Consider the following 19,988-nt stretch of genomic DNA (forward strand, 5'->3'; position numbering starts at 1 on the left):
TACCGGCCTAGGGGCCGCACCGCCACCATCAAACTCAACCCCAAGGCCAAATCGCCCACCAAGCACAACACACTTCGCGGTCAAAACCCCTCTGCGAGCCTGTTCTCGCTAACTGCGCAACAGGCCCACAAGGGGAGAAGGAGGAACCTACCCCTTCCTCCGCGTCTCGACATCGGTCTTGCCGACATACCAGTCGCGGGCGTTGACCTCCTCGAACACCACCCAGACGTCGTCGTTGCCGAGCCCGGTGGCGTCCATGATGGCCGCAGTCACCTTCTTGGCGATGTCAGACTTCTTGCCGGCCGGATCGGCGGCGATCACTTCCTTGACGATGCGGATGTTGACGAACGGCATTTTTCTCTCCCGCTGATATGCCTCGCTGTCAGTACGTCTTGGCCCCGTTCACCATGAGCCGCACCATGTAGAGCGAGGTGGTGCCGGCGATGTAGAGGCAGTTGAGTTTGTTGCCGCCGAACACGCAGTTGGCGGTCACTTCCGGCACCTTCACCTTGCCGATCAGCGTGCCGTCGGGGTCATAGCAATGGATGCCGTCGGCGGCACTTGTCCAGATGCGGCCGTCCGAATCGAGCCGGAACCCGTCGAACAGGCCGGCGGTGCAGTCGGCGAACACCTTGCCGCCGGAAACCTTCTTGCCGTGCTTGCCGACATTGAAGACGCGCATATGCGCCGGATTCTTCTCGCCATGCGTGCGGCCGGTGTCGACGACATAGAGCAGGCTTTCGTCGAGCGAGAAGGCGAGCCCGTTGGGCCGCACCATGTCGGTGATGACCGCCTCGACATCGCCGGTCTCGGGATCGACGCGATAGACATTGCAGGCGCCGATCTCGCTTTCGGCCTTGTCGCCCTCATAGTCGGTGTCGATGCCGTAGCTCGGATCGGTGAACCAGATCGAGCCGTCGGAGCGCACCACCACGTCGTTGGGCGAGTTCAGCCGCTTGCCTTTCCATTTGTCGGCGATGGTGGTGACCGAGCCGTCGAACTCCGTCCGGCTGACGCGGCGGCCGGAATGCTCGCAGGTCACCAGCCGGCCCTGCCGGTCGACCGTGTTGCCGTTGGAATTGCCGGACGGCTGGCGGAACACGCTGACGCTCCCGTCGGTTTCGTCATAGCGCAGCATGCGGTTGTTTGGAATATCCGACCAGACGACATAGCGGCCGGCGGCGAACCAGGCCGGTCCTTCTGCCCAGCGGCATCCGGTGAACAGCTTCTCCACCTGCGCGCTGCCGTTGAACAGGCGCGCGAAGCGCGGATCGAGAACTTCGTAATAGTCTGCGGCCGCCATCAATTTCCTCCCGGCATCAGGTGACGGGCGGATCAAGCCAGCCCGCAGCCGTTCTGGCAAGACGGCACGCCAGCAATTTGTATGACAAAAACGGATGAGAACTGCGTGAAGCCGACCGGTCTCGTATGCCACGCCGGACGCATGGCCCGTTAGCTTGCAATTAACCGGCTATGCGCTGGCTGCAATGGTGCATTGCAACATCTTTCTTTTGCAATGCACCATTCCTATGTCATGCTCGCAATCGTCAGGGAGGAACAACCGGCCGCGCCAATGCGGCATGAAAGGAACCCTGTCATGTTCGACAATCTTGTCTCCCGCGCCCGCGCCAGCATGGCCAAGCGCCGCCACTACAACCGCCTTGTCGCCGAAATCGAGAACCTGTCCAGCCGCGATCTCGCCGATCTGCGCGCCGACCGTTCGGAAATGCTCTACCAAATCCACAAGCAGATCTACGGCTGAGCTTCGACGCTTTCGTCATCCTCGGGCTTGACCCGAGGATCCATGCCGTGACCTTCGAGCGCCGCAGCGGTGCAGGCACGCGCGCCCACAAGCGCCAGTTCTTGACCGCGGGGTTCTACGATCAACGTAACGGAATGGATTCTAGGGTCTGCGCTGCGTCGCTTCGCTCCTTGCTTCGCCCTAGAATGACGACGGACGGGAGGCGCCTCAGCCCGGCGCCGACAGCGCTTTCTCGATCTGCGGCAGCAGCAGGTCCCGCGCCGACTCCGGCGTCAGCGGCCCGACATGCTTGTAGGCAATCTTGCCGTCCTTGCCGATGAGGAAGGTCTCCGGCACGCCATAGACGCCCCAGTCGATCGCCGCGCGTCCGGCCGGATCGACGCCGATCGCCTGATACGGATTGCCGAGATCGCCAAGGAAGCGGCGGGCGTTTTCGGGCTGGTCCTTGTAGTTCAGCGCGGCGAGCGTGAAGCGCTTGTCCTGCGACAGGCCGAGCAGCACCGGATGCTCCTCGCGGCACGGCGCGCACCAGGACGCGAACACGTTGACCAGCGTCACCTTGCCGGCAAAGTCTTTTGACGCGAGCCCCGGCAGGCTCGTCCCTTCGAGCGGCGGCAAGTCGGTCTGCGGCGCCGGCAGGCCGATCAGCGCCGAGGGGATTTCCGAGGTGTCGCGGCCCGAGAGAAGCTGCGACAGGAACAGCCCCGCCAACCCCAGGAACACCAAGAGCGGCAGAAGCACGAACAGGCGGCGCCGCGGCGCTTCGGTTTCGAGGCTCATGGCTTGACGGCCTTGTCGGAACGCCGCCGCACCCCGGCCGCTTCAAGTGCCGCAAGCTCACGCCTGCGCGCCCGCTGGTTGAGCAGGATCCAGCCGATCAGTCCGGCCAGCACAACGGCGGTGATGGCATAGGCGGCGGTGACGAACAGGGCGTGCGCGCTCATAGCGACCGCTCCCTGCTCGTAGCCATGTCAACCGTTCCGATCATGTCTTTCCATAACCCCGCACCGGCCGGTCCGCAATTTGCCGCGGTGCCGCAGTGAGGCAACGTCTTCGTCGCCTCAATCCGTCCCGTGCCGCAACGCCAGCGCTGCCGCCAGTGGACCGAGCACCGCAAGAAACAGCGTCAGCGCGGCAAGAATGAGGAAAGGCTGCAGGAACGGCGCCGGATCGGCCACCGCGCCATAGCTTGCCGAAACGCCGAAGATCAGCACCGGAATGGTCAAAGGCAGCACCAGCACCGAAATCAGCAATCCGCCGCGCGGCAGCGCCACCGCCACCGCGGCGCCCGCCGCGCCGATGAAGGTGATGGCCGGCGTACCGACGAGAAGCGTGAGCGCCGTGGCGCCGATGCCCAGCGGCGCCATATTCATGAACAGGCCGAGCAGAGGTGCCGCGACCACCAGCGGCAGCACGCTGCCCGTCCAGTGCGCCAGGCATTTCGTCAGCACCGTCAGCGCCAGCATGTGGCGGTCGCCGTTCAGCACCAGGAGATCGAGCGAGCCGTCCTCGCGGTCGGCCTGGAACAGCCGGTCGAGCCCGAGCAGGCAGGCAAGCAGCGCGGCGATCCACAGGATGGCCGGGCCGATGCGGGCGAGCAGGTTGAGGTCGGGCCCGACGCCGAACGGGATGGTGACGATCACGGCGAGGAAAAAAATCACGCCGATCAGCGCCCCGCCGCCGGCACGGATGGAAAGGCGCATGTCGCGAAGGAAGAGGGACCACATTAAGAGGTGGCTCCCTGGTTAGCTATGCGTTCCTTCGCGCCCCCCTCTGGCCTGCCGGCCATCTCCCCCACAAGGGGGGAGATCAGCCGTCGCAGGCGATTTCGCCAATCAGCAACGTTGGCAAGATGAACGAGGCGCCGAAGCCACCAATCTCCCCCCAAGTGGGGGAGATGGCCGGCAGGCCAGAGGGGGGCGCCGTAGAGCACCGGCATCAATGGCCTACCCTCATTTGCAATTCCTTCGCCCCTTCCAGCCCCAGCGGCAGATGCGTCGCCGCAACCACGATCCCCCCATCGTCGAGATGGCCCCGCATCAGCCCCGCGAACCGTTCCTCCGAAGCTTTGTCCAACCCCGCCGTCGGCTCGTCCAAGAGCCAGACGGGCCGACGGCTGACCAAAAGCTTGGCGATCGACGCGCGTCGCCTCTGCCCCGTCGAGAGATAGCCGAAGGGCAGATGCCCGAGACCGCCGAGCGCCACCGTCTCCAGCGCCTCTTCGACGTCCAGCCCCGGCTCGCCCTGGAAGGCGCACCAGAAGCCGAGATTCTCCTCGACGCTGAGCGCCGTCTTCATTGCGTTGAGATGGCCGAGATAATGCGAAGCCGAGGCGACCGTCGGGAAAGCCTCGCCGCCGCCCTCGACAAGCACCTTGCCTCCGGCGGCCGGCAGCAGCCCGGCGACGATTCTCAGCAGCGTCGATTTGCCCGCGCCGTTCGGCCCGGTGACGATGAGCGCCTCGCCTTTTTCCAGCGCGAAGCCGATATTGGAGAAAACCGTCTCGCCGCCGCGCTCGCCGCCCAGATTTTCGGCGATCAGCCGCATTCTTGCCCGTCCCGAAAGCACCGTTTCGCGGCGCTTGCCGCCTCACGCAAATTCGTCTTTCGACTGTCTAGAACTATTCCGGGAAATTCTCTATATGCGGTTCATCCGTGCCAGCGGTCGGCGCGGGATCAGAATTAGCGCCGAACCAGCGCACGCGCCGCCTTGAACGGCTCGGGTTGCTTGGGAGCGGACAGCGGAAATGGCCGTACCCGCACCTTTGCGCGTGATTGCATGCCAACGGCGTCCGTTCCCTTTCAGGCTGAACAGACAAGGACGGATCGCCGTGACGAAATCCCTCGACAGTTTCAATTGCCGCCGCACCCTGACCGCAGGTGGCGCGGACTATGTTTATTTCGACCTCGTTGAGGCCGAGAAGAACGGCCTCACCGGCATCGGCCGGCTGCCCTATTCGATGAAGGTGCTGCTGGAGAACCTGCTGCGCAACGAGGATGGCCGCTCGGTCACCAGGGAATCGATCCAGGCGGTCGCCGCTTGGCTGACCGACAAGGGCACCGCTGGCGTCGAGATCGCCTATCGCCCGGCCCGCGTGCTGATGCAGGATTTCACCGGCGTTCCGGCCGTCGTCGACCTCGCCGCCATGCGCGACGGCATCAAGGCGCTCGGCGGCGACCCGGAAAAGATCAATCCGCTGGTGCCGGTCGATCTCGTCATCGACCACTCCGTCATCGTGGACGAGTTCGGCACGCCGATGGCCTTCGCCCGCAATGTCGAGCTGGAATATGAGCGCAACGAAGAGCGCTACAAGTTCCTCAAATGGGGCCAGCAGGCCTTCCGCAACTTCCGCGTCGTGCCGCCCGGCACCGGCATCTGTCACCAGGTCAACCTTGAATATCTGGGACAGGTGGTGTGGACCAATTCGGAAGATGGCGAGACCACCGCCTATCCCGACACCTGCGTCGGCACCGATTCGCACACCACCATGATCAACGGTCTCGGCGTGTTGGGCTGGGGTGTCGGCGGCATCGAGGCCGAGGCCGCGATGCTCGGCCAGCCGGTCTCCATGCTTTTGCCCGAGGTCATCGGCTTCCGCCTCACCGGCAGGCTCAAGGAAGGCGTCACCGCCACCGACCTGGTGCTCACCGTCACCCAGATGCTGCGCAAGAAGGGTGTCGTCGGCAAGTTCGTCGAGTTCTTCGGCCCCGGCCTCTCCAACATGACGCTGGCCGACCGCGCCACCATCGGCAACATGGCGCCGGAATATGGCGCCACCTGCGGCTTCTTCCCGGTGGACTCCGAAACCATCCGTTACCTCACCATGTCCGGCCGCGAGGAAAACCGCATCGCGCTGGTCGAGGCCTACTCCAAGGCGCAAGGCATGTGGCGAGACGCCGGCTCGGCCGACCCGGTCTTCACCGATCTGCTCGAGCTCGACCTCGGCGATGTGGTGCCGTCGATGGCCGGCCCGAAGCGTCCCGAGGGCCGCGTCGCCCTGCAGGACATCCCCGCCGGCTTCGCCAAGGCGATGGAGACCGAATACAAGAAGGCCGCCGAGATCTCGAAGCGCTACGCCGTCGAGGGCACCGATCACGATCTCGGCCATGGAGACGTCGTCATCGCCGCCATCACCTCCTGCACCAACACCTCGAACCCGAGCGTGCTGATCGGCGCCGGCCTGCTGGCCCGCAACGCCAACCGGCGCGGCCTGAAGCAGAAGCCGTGGGTGAAAACCTCGCTCGCTCCCGGCAGCCAGGTGGTGGCCGAATATCTCGAAAAGTCCGGCCTGCAGAAGGAGCTTGACCAGATCGGCTTCAACCTGGTCGGCTTCGGCTGCACCACCTGCATCGGCAATTCCGGCCCGCTGCCGGCGCCGATCTCGAAGACCATCAACGACAAGGGCCTGATCGCCGCGGCCGTGCTTTCCGGCAACCGCAACTTCGAAGGCCGCGTCTCTCCGGACGTGCAGGCGAACTACCTCGCTTCGCCGCCGCTCGTGGTCGCGCATGCGCTGGCCGGCACGATGACCAGGGATCTGACGACCGAGCCGCTCGGCGAGGGCAGCGACGGCAGGCCGGTCTATCTCAAGGACATCTGGCCGACATCGTCCGAGATCCAGGAGTTCATCGAGAAGAACGTCACCCGCGAGCTGTTCGCCCGCAAATATGCCGACGTCTTCAAGGGCGACGCCTATTGGCAGAAGGTCAAGGTACCGGAAGGCCAGACTTACGCCTGGGACGACCACTCGACCTATGTGCAGAACCCGCCCTATTTCGCCGGCATGGGCCGCGCCTTCGGCAAGATCGGCGACATCAAGGGCGCGCGGGTGCTCGGTCTCTTCGGTGACAAGATCACCACCGACCACATCTCGCCGGCCGGTTCGATCAAGGCCGCTTCGCCGGCCGGCAAGTATCTCACCGAGCATGGCGTCGGCGTCGCCGACTTCAACCAGTACGGCACGCGGCGCGGCAATCATGAGGTGATGATGCGCGGCACCTTCGCCAACATCCGCATCCGCAACCACATGCTGGGCGAGAACGGCCGCGAAGGCGGCTACACGATCCACTATCCTTCGAAGGAGGAGATGTCGATCTACGACGCCGCCATGAAATACAAGCAGGAAGGCGTGCCGCTGGTGATCTTCGCCGGCGTCGAATACGGCAACGGCTCCTCGCGCGACTGGGCGGCCAAGGGAACGAATCTCCTTGGTGTCCGCGCCGTCATCGCCCAGTCCTTCGAGCGCATCCACCGCTCCAATCTGGTCGGCATGGGCGTCATCCCCTTTGTCTTCGAGGACGGCACCTCATGGGCCTCGCTCAATTTGAAGGGCGACGAGCTGGTCGAGATCGACGGCCTGGACACGATCAAGCCGCGCCAGAAGATGGTCGCCAAGGTGACCTTCGGCGACGGCACGGTGAAGAACGTGCCGATCGTCTGCCGCATCGATACGCTGGACGAGCTCGACTACTTCAAGAATGGCGGCATCTTGCAGTACGTGCTGCGGGATCTCGCTGCTTAACAGCAGCAAGGGAGTAGGGCTTAGGCAGTAGGCAGTAGGGAAACAGGACACCTACTGCCTACTGCCTACTGCCTACTGCCTACTGCCTACTGCCTACTGCCTACTGCCTACTGCCTACTGCCTTCGCCTTCCCAACCTCGCCGTCGCCGCCAGCAGTCCCGCGGCAATGAAAGTCAGGTTGGTCGAAGCATTGGCCGGCTCTGCCCAAAGTCCAGGCCCCGACCGTTCGCAATAGAGATCGACTGGGGTCAGGAGAGTTTGCCCCATGGCGAGGACGCTGCTCCCGAATCGAACCGCGCCGTGAAATGCAATCACCCCGCCTATTGCGCCCTTACCTGCTGCTGCAACATCAAAATTTCACCGCAACGTGACTTCCCGTTGACTGGCGCTTCTGCCACATATTTTGGCAATCAGAACAAGGCCGGCGTCACCGGCGGGAATTGGAAAGTCATGGCAATTCAAGGACGATTGCGGCTTGCGGCACTGGCGCTGGCCCTCACCGCGTTGGGCGGCGCGGCCCTTGCAGCCGAGCCCGCCAAGGCCGTGACCAGCAAGCCTCAGACCGACAAGCCCTTGGGCGTGATCGAATTGTTCACTAGCCAGGGCTGCAGTTCCTGTCCGCCGGCCGACGAGTTCTTTGCTGAGCTCGCCAGCAAGGACGACATCATCGCGCTCGCCTACCACGTCAATTACTGGGACTATCTCGGCTGGCAGGACACGCTGAGCACCAAGGAAAACACCGAGCGCCAATATGACTATATGCGCGCCTTCGGCAGCCGCTCGGTCTACACGCCGCAAGCCGTCATCAACGGCCGCAGCCACGTCAACGGCGCCAGCCGCAAGGATGTCGACGGCGCCTTGGCCCGGATGGACCGGACCGGCGAGGGCATGCGGGTCGGCATCAAGGTGAGCCGAACCAGCGACCGCGTCATGATCGACGCGGGCGACGCCGGCAACGGCCCGAGCGACGCCCATGTTGTGATCGTCTATTTCGATCCGCCGCAGACGGTGAAGATCGGCCAGGGCGAGAACAGCGGCCGCAGCCTGACCTACTGGAACGCCGTTTCCGACATCCAGACCGCCGGCATGTGGCACGGCAAGGCGCAGCGTTACGAACTGCCGATGACCGAGATCGCCAAGAAGGGCGGCTGCGCGGTGCTGCTGCAGTCGGTCGGCAAGGACGGCATGCCGGGGCCGATCCTCGGCGCCGCCTTCATCCGCAAGCCGGACCGGCTTTAGCTCCCCGTTCTAGCAATTGGCTTTTCGTCCGCTGGCGCGGACCGCTTCTCACCACAAGGCAGGCAATCTCTGGGAGTTCGGATAGCCGGCATGGCCTTGATCGGCGTGATTGATCGGCTGAAGGCTTGATTGCCAGGTGGTTCCCCCGATCCGTCGCTGCTTCGCAGCGCCACCTTTCCCCCTCCGGAGGGAAAGGAAGGGAGCCTTGCGGACGAGCGTCGACGGCAAAAAGCTTGGCGCCTTTCCTCTCCCCCGCCGATCGGGGGAGAGGTGGTTCGGCGAAGCCGAGACGGAGTGGGGGTCGACCAGCGCTGCATAAACAATGCATGCGCCAAGCTGCCATGCACGCTATCGCCAAAGACCAGCCCGCTTGGAAATGTGTGCATGCGGTAGACAAGGAGAGCTGGGAAATAAAAAACCGGCGTCAGCTTGCTTCTGACGCCGGTCATTCAGGTTTTGGGATCGTCGCACCTGATTTTTCCAAGGAAAAACCGAGGTTGGTTCGATCCGACGCTGACCCGTGGGCGGGGGGCTTGGGGTTTACGAGCCGGTGCCGGACCGAACCGTCTCAGGCAACGACCGTAGATTCGTCGGACATTGGGGCATGAGCGCGGATTATTTGTGGCGAGAATGTGGCGGAGCATCACCAATTCCAACATGTGTTTCGCAAACGTGACTGGACGTTTGGGAAACCGCGCGACCCGCGCGTGTTCGGCCGGCCCCGCATTTCCATCGTGCCCTTGCAATTCCCTTATGAAAGCGCGAACCTTGGCCGGCGCATGATTCAATCGAAGGATCGAGGCATGACCGATCACAGCAGCGGGACGGAGGATGGGGAAGCATCCGGAATATTGATCCCGTTGCACGAGGCGCGCAACGCACGCCTAGACCAGCCGGTGCGATTCGACCGGCGCGAGCTCGACCAGATCCTGAGGCTTTACGGACGTATGGTTGCGGCCAATGAATGGCGCGACTACGCGATCGACCATCTCACTGATCGCGCTGTCTTTTCCGTCTTCCGCCGGGCCAGCGAAGTGCCGCTGTTCCAGATCGTCAAGGACCCCAGGCTGGCGCGCCGGCAAGGCGCTTTCGCCGTCATCGCCGCAGGTGGCCGCATCCTCAAGCGTGGCCAGGAGCTCGGCCGCGTGCTCGGCGTGTTCGATGCCAAGCTGAAGCTCGTCGAGGCGTGAAGGGAAAGGGGAATTGATGAACTGAAGAATTGAAGAACTGAGGAAAAAGGGCGCTTGGCGGCCGGTGCGGCAGTCGTTTTTCTTCAGTTCCTCAATTCTTCAGTTCTTCAATTCCTTTTGAATCCGGAACCTTCGCTCGGGCAGCGAATCCGGATCCGGCGGCAATTCCGCGCCGCCATTCAGCGCAAGCTGCATGAACACCGTGTCCAGCCATCGTCCGTGCTTGTAGCCGGATCCTTCCAGTCGCCCGGAATGGCGGAAGCCGAGCTTCTCGTGCAGCCGCACCGAGGCGCTGTCTGAATGGCCGTCGCCGATCACCGCGATGATCTGGCGGAAGCCCGCTGCGCGCGCCGTCTCGATCAGCGCCCGCATCAGCAGCAAGCCCACGCCCTGCCCCTTGGCCTCCGGCGCGACATAGACCGAATCCTCGATGACGAATCGGTAGGCGGGGCGCGGCCGGAACGGCCCGGCATAGGCATAGCCGAGCACGACACCGTCTTTCTCCGCCACGAGATAAGGAAAGCCGCCCGCCGCTAGGGCGTCGAATCGGTTGCCCATTTCCGCGCGGCTCGGCGGCTCCAGCTCGTAGCTTGCCGTGCCGTGCGCGACCGCATCGGCATAGATTTCGGTGATTCGGTCGAGGTCGGCCGCAGTAGCGGCCCTGATCGCAATAGTGCTCATAATTTGTGCAGTTCTCGTTGCTGCCTCGATATCAGCAGAGGACTGTGCGAAAAGAAAGGGCGGCCATTGGGCCGCCCTTCGCAAATCTATGGTCCACTGAAACCGGGGTAACCGCCCTTAGCGGCGGTCGCCCATGAACTGCAGCAGGAACATGAACAGGTTGATGAAGTCGAGATAGAGGCGCAGCGCGCCCATGATCGCCTTGCGGCCGGCGACGTCGGCGACGTCACCTTCGAAATACATTTCCTTGATCTTCTGCGTGTCGTAGGCGGTCAGGCCGGCGAACACCAGCACGCCGATCGCCGAGATGGCGAAAGCGAGCGCCGACGACTGCAGGAAGATGTTGATCAGCATCGCGATCAGCAGGCCGATCACGCCCATGATCAGGAACGAGCCGAACGCCGACAGGTCGCGGCGGGTCGTGTAGCCGTAGAGCGACAGACCGCCGAAGGCCGCGGCCGTGGCGAAGAAGGTCTGGGTGATGCTGGTGCCGGTGTAGACGAGGAAGATCGTCGACAGCGACAGGCCGACAAGGCCGGCATAGACCCAGAACGTGGCCTGAGCCGCGCCCACGCTCATCGACTGGATGCGGAACGACAGGAACATCACGGCGGCGAGCGGCGCCAGGATGACGACCCAGCGGAACGCGCTTGCATAGATCAGCTGGCCGAACGCGGTCAGCTGGCCGTCGCCGGTGATGGCGAGCTGGAAGGCGCCCCAGGCGGCAAGGCCGGTAATGAGCAGGCCAAGCCCCATGAGGTTGTAGACTTTGATCATGTAGGCGCGCAGGCCTTGATCGATATCGACGCGCACGCCGGGGGCGGCGGACGTCTGGTAGTTGCGAATGGGATCAGCCATTGGAAATCCTCTGTTGCTTCTGCCCCGTCCGGTGACAGGTCATTCGAGACCAGGCGCCGCTGGCGGGGCTCCAGCATGCCTGCGCAAAATATGAGCGTTCTCGACGTCAAGAACAAGACGGTAACGAGGCGCAACGCTTCGTGAGAAAGCAAAAGGCCGGTTTTCGGGTCTTCCGGGCGTCTTTCTTACAAAAATTTAACCGGGCTTACAAAGGTTTAAGCGAGCGGGCGGCTCTCGGCCCCTCCGTCAGAGGTTGCGCAGCACCGGCGCCGCCTTGTGGCCGAGCACCCGCCAGGTCCCGGCAAGGCCGATGCCGACGGTGACCGCCAGCGAAACCAGGATCGTCGCCACCGCGACCTGTGGCATGAAATGCGACGGCAGCGTCATGATATGCGCGACCACGAACCAGGCGGCGATGCCGCCGGCGGCAAGCGCGAACAGCGCGGTCGCAAGGCCGATCAGCATATATTCCAGCGAGAAGGCGGTAATCAGCGTTCGTCGCGTCGCGCCGAGCGTCTTCAGCACCACAGCGTCATGAATGCGCGCCCGATTGCCGGCGGCCAAAGCGCCGGAGAGCACCAGCACCGAGGCGATCAGCGCCACGCCGGCGGCGGCGCGGATCGCGGCGCCCAATTGCGCCACCAGCCGGTTGACGATGTCGAGCGCGTCCTTGACGCGCACAGTCGTCACAGCCGGAAAGGCGCGGGTGACGGCGTTGAGCAGCCTTGCATCGTCGGCCGCAGTGGCTTGTTTGTCGGTCAGTGTCGCCAGCCAGCCATGCGGCGCCCCGGCAAAGGTGTTGGGCGAAAACACCATGACGAAGTTGATGCCCATCGTCTCCCACTCGACCTGGCGGAAATTGGCGATCCTCGCGGTGACGTTGCGTCCAAGCACATTGACGGTGACGGTGTCGCCGAGCTTCAGCCCGATCGCCTTGCCCTCCTCGGCCGAGAACGACACCAGCGGCTCGCCGGAATAGTCCTGCGGCCACCACGCGCCTTCGGTCAGCGTCGCGTTTTCCGGCTGCTTGGCGTCATAGGTCAGGCCGCGGTCGCCGCGCAGCACCCAGGCGCCGTCGGCCGGGATCTTCACCTTGTCGACGTCGACGCCGTTGAGCGCCATGATGCGGCCGCGCAGCATCGGCACCTTGACCAGCGTTCCCCGCGTCGACTCCTTGCCGATGAGGCCGGCGAAGGCGTCGACATCGCTGCTCTGGATGTCAACGAAGAAGAAGTTCGGCGCCCGCTCCGGCAGGCTGCCGGAGATCTGCCGCCTGAGATTCCCGTCGATCAGCGCCAGGGTGACGAGAAGCGTCAGCCCGAGGCCGAGCGACAGCACCACCGAGGGCGTCAGCGCGCCGGGACGGTGGATGTTGCCGAGCGCCAGCCGAAGCGACACGAAACGGACGCGCGGACTTTTCCTAGCCGCCCACTGCACCAGCGCCGCCACCAGCCGCAGCACCAGGAAGGCAAAGACCGTGGCGCCGACGAAGATCGAGGCGATGCGGTAGTCGTTGGCCGAAAGGATCGCCAACGCCGCCAGCGCCAGCACGATCACGAGCGCCGCGCCCGTATAGGGCAGGCGCGGCAGGCCCTGGCTTTCAAAGCCCATTTCGCGGAACAGCGCGGTTGCCGGCACGTCGCGGGCGCGGCCGAGCGGCAAAAGCGCGAAGGCCAGCGTCACCAGCAGGCCGAACAGCGCGGCAAGGGCCAGCGCGCCAGGATAGAAGCCGCCTTGCGCCGGCACCGGGATGACCGACTGCAGAAGCGCGCTCGCCACGAACGGCATCGCGGCGCCGACGATAAGCCCGAGCACGATGCCGAGGCCTGCAATCAACAGGATCTGCACCAGATAGACGGTGAAGACGAAGCCGCCCGAGGCGCCGAGGCTCTTGAAGGTGGCGATGACGCCGCGCTTGCCGTCGAGATAGGCGCGCACGGCGTTCGCCACGCCGACGCCGCCGACCACCAGCGCCGTCAGCCCGACCAGGGTCAGGAATTGCGAGAAGCGTTCGATGTTGGCGGAGAGCGCGGGGGCGGCGTTGCTGCGCGTGCGGATCGACCAGCCGGCCTGCGGGAAATCCTTCGCGGCTTGAGCCTGGATGTCCTTGATCCGCGCCTCGGACGTGCCGTCGGGCAGGCGCACCTTATAGGCGTTCTCGACCAGGCTGCCGGGCTGCACCAGGCCGGATGCGGCAAGGCCCTGGCGCGAAATCATCAGCCGCGGCGCGAAACCGAAACCGTCCGACACCGCATCCGGCTCGCTGACCAGCCTCGCCCGCAGTTCGAAAATGGCGCCGCCGAGTTTCAACCTGTCGCCGATGTGAAGATTGAGCCGGTCGAACAACAGGTCGGGCGCGGCGGCGCCGAACACGCCGGACCGTTCGCCGAACAATTGGTCCTTCGGCAGCGCCGGATCAGTTTCCAGAGCGCCGAAGAGCGGATAGGCGTCGTCGACGGCCTTTGCCTCGACCAGCGCCTGGTCCGAGCCGTCCTCCAGCCGCGCCATCGAGCGCATGCCGGAATTGAGCGAGACAGTGCCGAGGCCCTTGATGAAGCGGAGCTCCGCATCGGAAGCGCTGCGCTGGTTGACCTGGAAGCGCAAATCGCCGCCAAGCAGCGTCTGGCCCTGATTGGCGACGCCGGCCGAGATCGCCTGCGCCACCGAATTGACGCCGCCGATCGCCGCGACGCCCAGCGCGATGCAGCCGAGGAAGATCATGAAGCCGGACAGTCCGCCGCGCATCTCGCGCAGCGAGAAGCGGATGGCAAGCTTCAGGGTTCGAAGCCGGGCGGCCGCCATGCCTCTATGCCGTCACTTTGAGCAAAGGCGCATCCTCGATCCGCCCCGAACGCATCGAGACCTGGCGCGCACAACGCCCGGCCAGCGCCGGATCATGCGTCACCAGCACCAGCGTCATGCCGCGCTCCGCCGCCTTGGCGAACAGGAGATCGGCGATCTGCTTTCCCGTCACCTGGTCGAGGTTGCCGGTCGGCTCGTCGGCGATGAGGATGCGCGGCGACGGCGCCAGCGCCCGCGCGATCGCCACGCGCTGCTGCTCGCCGCCGGAAAGCTCTCCCGGATAATGCGTCACGCGGTCGCTCAGGCCGACCGCCGCGAGCTCCCGCGCGGCCACCCCGAACGGATCGGTATGGCCGGCGAGCTCCAGCGGCACGGCGACATTTTCCAGCGCCGTCATGTTGGGGATGAGATGGAAGGATTGGAACACGATGCCGATGTTTCGCCCCCGAAACGAAGCAATCTGATCCTCGCTTTTGTTATTGATCAGCTCGCCGGCGATCCGGACTGTGCCCGAATCGACCCTTTCCAGCCCGGCAAGGACCATCAGCAGCGTGGACTTGCCGGAGCCCGACGGACCGACAATGCCGGTGGCTTCGCCGGCCGCCACGTCGAGGCTCACGTCTTTCAGCACATGGACGGAGGACGCGCCCTCGCCGAGCGTCAGCGATATGTCCCTCAGCGCAATGACGGCTTCTGTCACAATGAAAGCGCCCTATATGTGAAAAAAGGAGACGGCCGCTGTCTCCTCCCTTGGATTGTTCCGGTCATATGGGGCTCGCCGCATGGCTTTCAAACACCGTTTTGCCGCAGCCCTCCTCCTTTTCCTCGGCCTTTGCGCCGCCATCTCGCCGGCGCGCGCCGCAACCTTCACCATAGTCGGCTTCGGCGACAGCCTGATGGCTGGCTACAGCCTTGGACCGGGCCAGGGTTTCACCGACAGGCTGCAAGCGGCTCTGAAGGCGAAGGGCCTCGATGTCGCCGTCGCCAATGCCGGCGTGTCGGGCGACACATCGAGCGGCGGGCTGGCGCGGCTCGACTGGTCGGTGCCGGACGGCACAAGGCTGGTGATCCTCGAGCTTGGCGCCAACGACATGCTGCGCGGCCTTTCGCCCAAGATCGCCGAGAAGAACCTCGACGCCATGCTCGGCAAGCTGAAGCAACGCAACATCCCGGTGCTTCTGGCCGGCATGCGCGCCGCGCCCAATCTCGGCGCCGATTACCAGAAGGCCTTCGATGCCATCTATCCGCGGCTTGCCGAAAAATACCGCGTTCCGCTCTATCCGTTCTTTCTCGACGGCGTCGCCGGCCATCCCGACCGCCAGCTCGAAGACGGCCTGCATCCCAATCCCCGGGGTGTCGACGTCATGGTCGAGCGCATCCTGCCCGTGGTCGAAAAGGCGATCGCCGACAATGGAGGGAAGTCATGAGTCCGTAATGCCACGCTTTCCGCTGGGGAAACTTTGTGGACAACAAACCGCTTGCCCCGCGCCAATATCGATGATTCGCTAGGAACGAGAGTTTCGATTCGAGGACAGGAGGCTTTACATGCCACGTCTTTTCACCGCCCTCGAAATTCCGCGTGATGCCGCACTCTCTTTGTCCCTGCTCCGCGGCGGGCTGCCCGGAGCGCGCTGGATCGATGTCGAAAACTACCATCTGACGCTGCGTTTCATCGGTGATGTCGAGGGCCATGTCGCCGACGAAATCGCCAACGCCCTCGACAGGGTCGACCGCCCCTCTTTCCAGATGACGCTCTCCGGGGTCGGCGCCTTCGGCGGCAAGAAGCCGCATGCGGTGTGGGCCGGCGTGTCGGCCTCGCCCGACCTGACGGCGCTGCAGGGCGAGATCGACCGCATCTGCCAGCGGCTCGGTCTGCCGGCCGACCCACGCAAGTTTTCGCCGCATGTGACGCTGGCGCGCCTGCGCAATGGGAGCCCGCTCGATGTCGCGCAATATCTTTCGGCGCGCGGCAATTTCGCGGCATTGCCCTTCCGCGTCGGCCGCTTCGTCCTGATGTCGTCGCGCGATTCGGTCGGCGGCGGCCCCTACATCGTCGAGGAAGCCTGGCCGCTGGTCGGCGAAGCGCTGGCCCCAAGCCGCTTCGCCAGCGCATCCGACGCCTCGCGGATCATGCGGTAGACCGAGGCGAAGGCCTCGGCGCCGTCGTAATAGGGATCGGGAACGTCCACGGTCTTTCCCGTAGCAAAATCCAGATAGAGATGGATGCGGTCGTGCGCGGCCTGCGGCGCCAGCGCCTTGAGGTCGCGCACATTTGCATTGTCCATGCCGAGGATCAGGTCGAAACGCGAAAAATCCTCCTGCAGCACCTTGCGCGCCCGCTGCCCTGAAATGTCGACGCCGTGCCTTGCCGCCACCGCGATCGAGCGCCGGCTCCTGGCCGGCATGCCAGCCGCCCGTCCCGGCCGAATCGATCACCAGACCCTGGTCTTTGCCTTGCTCGGTCAGGACGGCGCGGAACACGCCCTCGGCCAGCGGCGAGCGGCAGATGTTGCCAAGGCAGACGAACAGAATGGATTTTATGGGCTTTGCGCTCATCGATCCGGCGTTATGGTTGGATCATCTGCGAATAGCACAGGGACCGGACATGAACAGGGAAAAACTCAACAAGGAAGCGATCGTCGCCGCGCTTGCGGAACTTGACGGCTGGTCGCTCGCCGCCGACGGCGCCTCCATCAAGCGCAGCTTCGTCTTCAAGAATTTCTCCGAGGCCTTCGCCTTCATGACGCGCGTGGCGCTGGCGGCCGAAAAGATGGACCATCACCCGGACTGGTCGAATGTCTACAAGACCGTCGACGTGACGCTGAACACGCATGACGCAGGCGGCGTCACGGCGCTGGATATCGAGCTCGCCAAGCGGATGAACGTATATTTCGGCTGAGAGCGAGCGGACTTCGTCATTCCAGGGCGGAGCAAGGAGCGAAGCGACGCGCGCAGACCCTGGAATCCATTCCGTGACCTTTGCCGAGAATTGCAGCGGGGCAGCATTCTGCACCGTGAGCAGCGCTCGTATGTCACGGAATGGATCCTCGGGTCTGCGCGCGTCGCTTCGCTCCTTGCTCCGCCCGTGGATGACGATCGGAGGGATGCCTTGGCCAACTATCGTACTGAGGCGATTGCCATGCTTGTTATTGTTGCGAGTTCGATTTTAGATCGACGCACCCCTAAACTCTTGTAGCCGCCTCCCGCTTTCACCACATTTTGCCGCGGCGAGCCGCCCGCAACGATGCACGCGGCCGCCAAGGAGCGATTGATGGCGCAAGGTACCGGTTTCGATTTCTTCGGCTTCGGCGACAAGCTCGCCGGCGAGGGCGAGGTGCGCGAAAAATTCTGGCGCACCGCCAAGAAGGCGGCGCGGCAGATTCCGTTCATGGACGAGGTTGTCGCCGCCTATTATTGCGCCATGGACAAGGACACGCCGCTGCGCGCCAAGGGTATCCTGCTCGCCGCGCTCGGCTATTTCGTCCTGCCGGTGGATTTCATCCCCGACTTCATCTTCGGCCTCGGCTTCACCGACGACCTTGCCGTGCTGACCGCGGCGATCACCGCCGTCAGCGCGCATATCACGCCTGCCCACAGGCAGGCCGCCAAAGACGCGCTGGCGGACAAGAGCTGATCCCGGCTCGCTTCAGGCCCGCAAATCGGCGCGGACGAAAAGACAAACTCTTGCCGTTTTCGTGGCATCCAACTCCGCGCCGGGACGTCGCGCCGGCATCAATCCACAGTGGCGGCGCCGATGGTGGCGGTTTCCTGGGGTGGGTTCCTTTTCTTCAAGGACGATTCACCGTTTGGTAACCCTGATTAAATCAAAATGAAGCGACGGCAGGACGCCACGCGGCCCGCCTCCGCACCATTTGGAATACGGGAAGAACGATGCGCGGATTGATTGCTATAGTTTCCAGCCTGGTCCTGGCGGCCTCGGCGGCGCCGGCGTTGGCGCAGCAGGCGACCAAGATCGGCCAGCACAATGCCTGGGGCACCTACAGCTATCAGTCGGCCGCCGGCAAGGTCTGCTATGTGCTGACCGTGCCCACCGACAAGCAGCCGCCGTCGCTCGATCATGGCGACATGTTCTTCTTCGTCAGCCAGCGGCCCGGACAGCAGGTCTCCTACGAGCCGCAGTTCATCGCCGGCTACAACTTCCAGGAAGGCTCGAAGGCCACCGTCACCATCGACAAGAAGAGCTTCTCGATGTTCACCCGCGGCAAGTCGGCCTGGGTCGAGAACGCGGCGGAAGAGCCGGTGCTGATCGCCGCCATGAAGACCGGTTCCGACATGAAGGTGCAGGCCAAGTCCGGCCGCGGCAATCCAACTTCCTACGTCTTCTCGCTGAAAGGCATCTCGGCCGCGCTGGCCTCGATCGCCAAGTGCAAATAGGCGGGAACCGCATTCGAACCTGACGCAAGGCCGGACATCATGCCCGGCCTTTTGCTTGGGCTGGCGCTCAGCCCTGCGCCGGCTCTGGCTGCGCCCTGCGCCGCCGGATCGCCTCGGCGATGAAGACGCGCGACAGCGCGTGGTAGAGAGGTTCGTTGGAGATCAGCCTCGCCGTGCCGTAGCCCAGCATCGACGCGCACATCAGCGCGATCACATTGTCGTGGTTGCCGGTCATCTCGAGAATGATGACGAAGGCCGTCATTGGCGCCTGCACGACGCCGGCGAAATAGCCGGCCATGCCGAGCAGCGCCGCCGTGCCGGTGGCCGTGCCGAAGACCAGGCCGAGCGTGCTGCCCAGCCCCGCGCCCACCGCCAGCGACGGCGCGAAGAGGCCGCCGGGAATGCCCGACACCATCGACAAGAGGCCGGCTGCGAACTTCTCGACGAAGAAGAAGGCCGGCAGCGGCGTGCCTTCGATCGCGCCGCGCGCCTGCACATAACCGGTGCCGAAGGTCGATCCTCCGGAGGCGATGCCGATCGCGGCGACGGCCAGGCCGCAGACAGCCGCCACGACCAGCGTGCGCGGCAGCGGCTGCAGCGCGTTCCAGCGCCGGATGCGGCGCATGACTTTCAGCGCCGAGAGCGAGAACAGCGCGCCGACACCGCCGCCGATGATTCCGCAGGCGAGCACCAGCGGCCAGTCCGTGGCGAAGGCGACCGTGTCCCTGGCGACGCCGAAATAGGTGTAGTTGCCGAGCAGCCCGAGCGAGGCGAGGCCAGCCAGGATCACCGCCGTCAGCACCAGCCCGTTGGTGCGCGCCTCGTAGGCCCGGCCCATTTCCTCGATGGCGAAGACGATGCCGGCAAGCGGCGTGTTGAAGGCAGCGGCGATGCCGGCGGCGGAGCCTGCCAGGATCAGGCCGCGCGCCTGCGCCATCCCGCCCCAGCGCGCCGCCTGCAGCATCAGCGAAGCGCCGACCTGCACTGTCGGGCCTTCGCGCCCGATCGAGGCGCCGCAGGCGAGGCCGACGATGGTCAGCGCGATCTTGCCCACCACCAGCCTCAGCGACAGGATCCGGCTGCGGTCTTCCTCGTCGCGCAGATGCCGCGCCGCGATCGCCTGCGGAATGCCGCTGCCTTGCGAGCCCGGAAAGAAGGAATGCGCGAGCCAGGCGCAAAGGACGAAACCGAGCGGCGTCACGACGAGCGGCAGATAGAAGCGCCAGCCGCCGTCATTGCCCGTCATGAGATGGACCAGGGCCTGCGCCCGGTCGGCGAGCAGGGCGAACAGGACGCTGATCAGGCCGATCGAGATGGCGCCGGCCCAGAAGACGAGACGCGGCTGCCAGACGCGCCGCGACATCCACATGGCGTGGGAACGCCGCAGCATGCGGTATTTTCGGGATATGCCGGCCATGACCGTCCTCGTGATGGTTACCCGCCCTAGCACACTCGCCGGGTCGATCAACCCGCGAGGGCGAGCCCGACGTCAGGTCGAGGAGCAGTGCTCAAGGGGACGTTGCCGGATGGCGGATAACCC

Annotated in this window: 20 protein-coding genes and 1 pseudogene; 9 read left to right on the forward strand and 12 right to left on the reverse strand. The window is 64.6% G+C overall.

The annotated features are described in order from the left end of the window. Positions 1–147: 147 nt before the first annotated feature. A complete protein-coding gene (locus CK219_RS29205) occupies positions 148–354 on the reverse strand; it encodes a 4-oxalocrotonate tautomerase family protein (RefSeq protein ID WP_095769985.1) in 207 nt (68 codons plus the stop codon). A 28-nt stretch (positions 355–382) separates the two neighbouring features. Further along, positions 383–1,303: an SMP-30/gluconolactonase/LRE family protein gene (locus CK219_RS29210; RefSeq protein WP_095769986.1), complete on the reverse strand. Its 921-nt coding sequence runs from the start codon at positions 1,301–1,303 to the stop codon at positions 383–385. Positions 1,304–1,597: 294 nt separating this feature from the next. Between CK219_RS29210 and CK219_RS29215 the strand changes: the two genes are divergently transcribed. Continuing rightward, positions 1,598–1,762, forward strand: a complete 165-nt coding sequence (locus CK219_RS29215; protein WP_224584863.1) for a hypothetical protein — start codon at positions 1,598–1,600, stop codon at positions 1,760–1,762. A gap of 207 nt (positions 1,763–1,969) precedes the next feature. Here CK219_RS29215 and CK219_RS29220 read toward each other — a convergent pair whose 3' ends face one another. The 4 genes from CK219_RS29220 to ccmA form a co-directional block, all read right to left on the reverse strand. Continuing rightward, positions 1,970–2,542 (reverse strand): DsbE family thiol:disulfide interchange protein, encoded by a 573-nt coding sequence (locus tag CK219_RS29220; RefSeq protein ID WP_095769987.1) that lies wholly within the window; start codon positions 2,540–2,542, stop codon positions 1,970–1,972. Continuing rightward, positions 2,539–2,706 (reverse strand): heme exporter protein CcmD, encoded by a 168-nt coding sequence (ccmD, locus tag CK219_RS29225; protein ID WP_095769988.1) that lies wholly within the window; start codon positions 2,704–2,706, stop codon positions 2,539–2,541. The genes CK219_RS29220 and ccmD overlap by 4 nt, the downstream gene beginning before the upstream one ends. 117 nt (positions 2,707–2,823) lie before the next feature. Next, complete coding sequence (gene ccmB / locus CK219_RS29230; protein ID WP_095769989.1) at positions 2,824–3,489, reverse strand: heme exporter protein CcmB; 666 nt, start codon at positions 3,487–3,489, stop codon at positions 2,824–2,826. A 211-nt stretch (positions 3,490–3,700) separates the two neighbouring features. Further along, a complete protein-coding gene (gene ccmA, locus CK219_RS29240; RefSeq protein ID WP_095769990.1) occupies positions 3,701–4,309 on the reverse strand; it encodes a heme ABC exporter ATP-binding protein CcmA in 609 nt (202 codons plus the stop codon). Between the two features lie 283 nt (positions 4,310–4,592). On the opposite strand from ccmA, the gene acnA reads away from it, so the two are divergent. The 3 genes from acnA (at position 4,593) to CK219_RS29260 (ending at position 9,712) form a co-directional block, all read left to right on the forward strand. Next, a complete protein-coding gene (acnA, locus tag CK219_RS29245) occupies positions 4,593–7,283 on the forward strand; it encodes an aconitate hydratase AcnA (protein ID WP_095769991.1) in 2,691 nt (896 codons plus the stop codon). A gap of 450 nt (positions 7,284–7,733) precedes the next feature. After that, the gene (locus tag CK219_RS29255) at positions 7,734–8,522 is read left to right on the forward strand and encodes a thioredoxin family protein (RefSeq protein WP_095770028.1); all 789 of its coding nucleotides are present in this window, start codon (positions 7,734–7,736) and stop codon (positions 8,520–8,522) included. Between the two features lie 803 nt (positions 8,523–9,325). Next, positions 9,326–9,712: a DUF2794 domain-containing protein gene (locus CK219_RS29260; RefSeq protein ID WP_095770029.1), complete on the forward strand. Its 387-nt coding sequence runs from the start codon at positions 9,326–9,328 to the stop codon at positions 9,710–9,712. Between the two features lie 99 nt (positions 9,713–9,811). Here CK219_RS29260 and CK219_RS29265 read toward each other — a convergent pair whose 3' ends face one another. The 4 genes from CK219_RS29265 to CK219_RS29280 all read right to left on the reverse strand — a co-directional run bounded on the left by CK219_RS29265 (position 9,812) and on the right by CK219_RS29280 (position 14,753). Continuing rightward, positions 9,812–10,423 (reverse strand): N-acetyltransferase family protein, encoded by a 612-nt coding sequence (locus CK219_RS29265; protein ID WP_348628357.1) that lies wholly within the window; start codon positions 10,421–10,423, stop codon positions 9,812–9,814. Between the two features lie 87 nt (positions 10,424–10,510). Continuing rightward, positions 10,511–11,251, reverse strand: a complete 741-nt coding sequence (locus CK219_RS29270; RefSeq protein ID WP_095769993.1) for a Bax inhibitor-1/YccA family protein — start codon at positions 11,249–11,251, stop codon at positions 10,511–10,513. 246 nt (positions 11,252–11,497) lie between these two features. Then, positions 11,498–14,053, reverse strand: coding sequence for an ABC transporter permease (locus tag CK219_RS29275; protein ID WP_095769994.1), 2,556 nt, complete (start codon positions 14,051–14,053; stop codon positions 11,498–11,500). Between the two features lie 4 nt (positions 14,054–14,057). Continuing rightward, positions 14,058–14,753 carry an ABC transporter ATP-binding protein gene (locus tag CK219_RS29280; RefSeq protein ID WP_095769995.1) on the reverse strand — a complete coding sequence of 232 codons (696 nt, stop codon included), beginning with the start codon at positions 14,751–14,753 and terminating at the stop codon, positions 14,058–14,060. Between the two features lie 82 nt (positions 14,754–14,835). Here CK219_RS29280 and CK219_RS29285 point away from each other — a divergent pair, with 82 nt between their 5' ends. Then, the gene (locus CK219_RS29285; protein ID WP_095769996.1) at positions 14,836–15,480 is read left to right on the forward strand and encodes an arylesterase; all 645 of its coding nucleotides are present in this window, start codon (positions 14,836–14,838) and stop codon (positions 15,478–15,480) included. Between the two features lie 118 nt (positions 15,481–15,598). After that, positions 15,599–16,192, forward strand: a complete 594-nt coding sequence (thpR, locus tag CK219_RS29290; protein ID WP_095769997.1) for an RNA 2',3'-cyclic phosphodiesterase — start codon at positions 15,599–15,601, stop codon at positions 16,190–16,192. Here thpR and CK219_RS29295 read toward each other — a convergent pair. Continuing rightward, positions 16,099–16,609, reverse strand: a pseudogene (locus tag CK219_RS29295) (low molecular weight protein-tyrosine-phosphatase). The gene thpR and the pseudogene CK219_RS29295 overlap by 94 nt on opposite strands. A gap of 49 nt (positions 16,610–16,658) precedes the next feature. On the opposite strand from CK219_RS29295, the gene CK219_RS29300 reads away from it, so the two are divergent. From CK219_RS29300 to CK219_RS29310, 3 genes are all read left to right on the forward strand, one after another. After that, positions 16,659–16,952, forward strand: a complete 294-nt coding sequence (locus tag CK219_RS29300) for a 4a-hydroxytetrahydrobiopterin dehydratase (protein WP_095769998.1) — start codon at positions 16,659–16,661, stop codon at positions 16,950–16,952. 372 nt (positions 16,953–17,324) lie between these two features. Continuing rightward, on the forward strand, positions 17,325–17,687 hold the full coding sequence (locus tag CK219_RS29305; protein ID WP_095770030.1) for a YkvA family protein: 363 nt from the start codon (positions 17,325–17,327) through the stop codon (positions 17,685–17,687). A gap of 257 nt (positions 17,688–17,944) precedes the next feature. Next, on the forward strand, positions 17,945–18,448 hold the full coding sequence (locus tag CK219_RS29310) for an invasion associated locus B family protein (RefSeq protein WP_095769999.1): 504 nt from the start codon (positions 17,945–17,947) through the stop codon (positions 18,446–18,448). Between the two features lie 67 nt (positions 18,449–18,515). On the opposite strand, the gene CK219_RS29315 is transcribed toward CK219_RS29310, so the two are convergent. Beyond that, positions 18,516–19,865, reverse strand: a complete 1,350-nt coding sequence (locus tag CK219_RS29315) for a chloride channel protein (RefSeq protein WP_095770000.1) — start codon at positions 19,863–19,865, stop codon at positions 18,516–18,518. Positions 19,866–19,988: the final 123 nt, after the last annotated feature.

The sequence above is a fragment of the Mesorhizobium sp. WSM4313 genome (assembly GCF_002294725.1).
Lineage (GTDB): Bacteria > Pseudomonadota > Alphaproteobacteria > Rhizobiales > Rhizobiaceae > Mesorhizobium.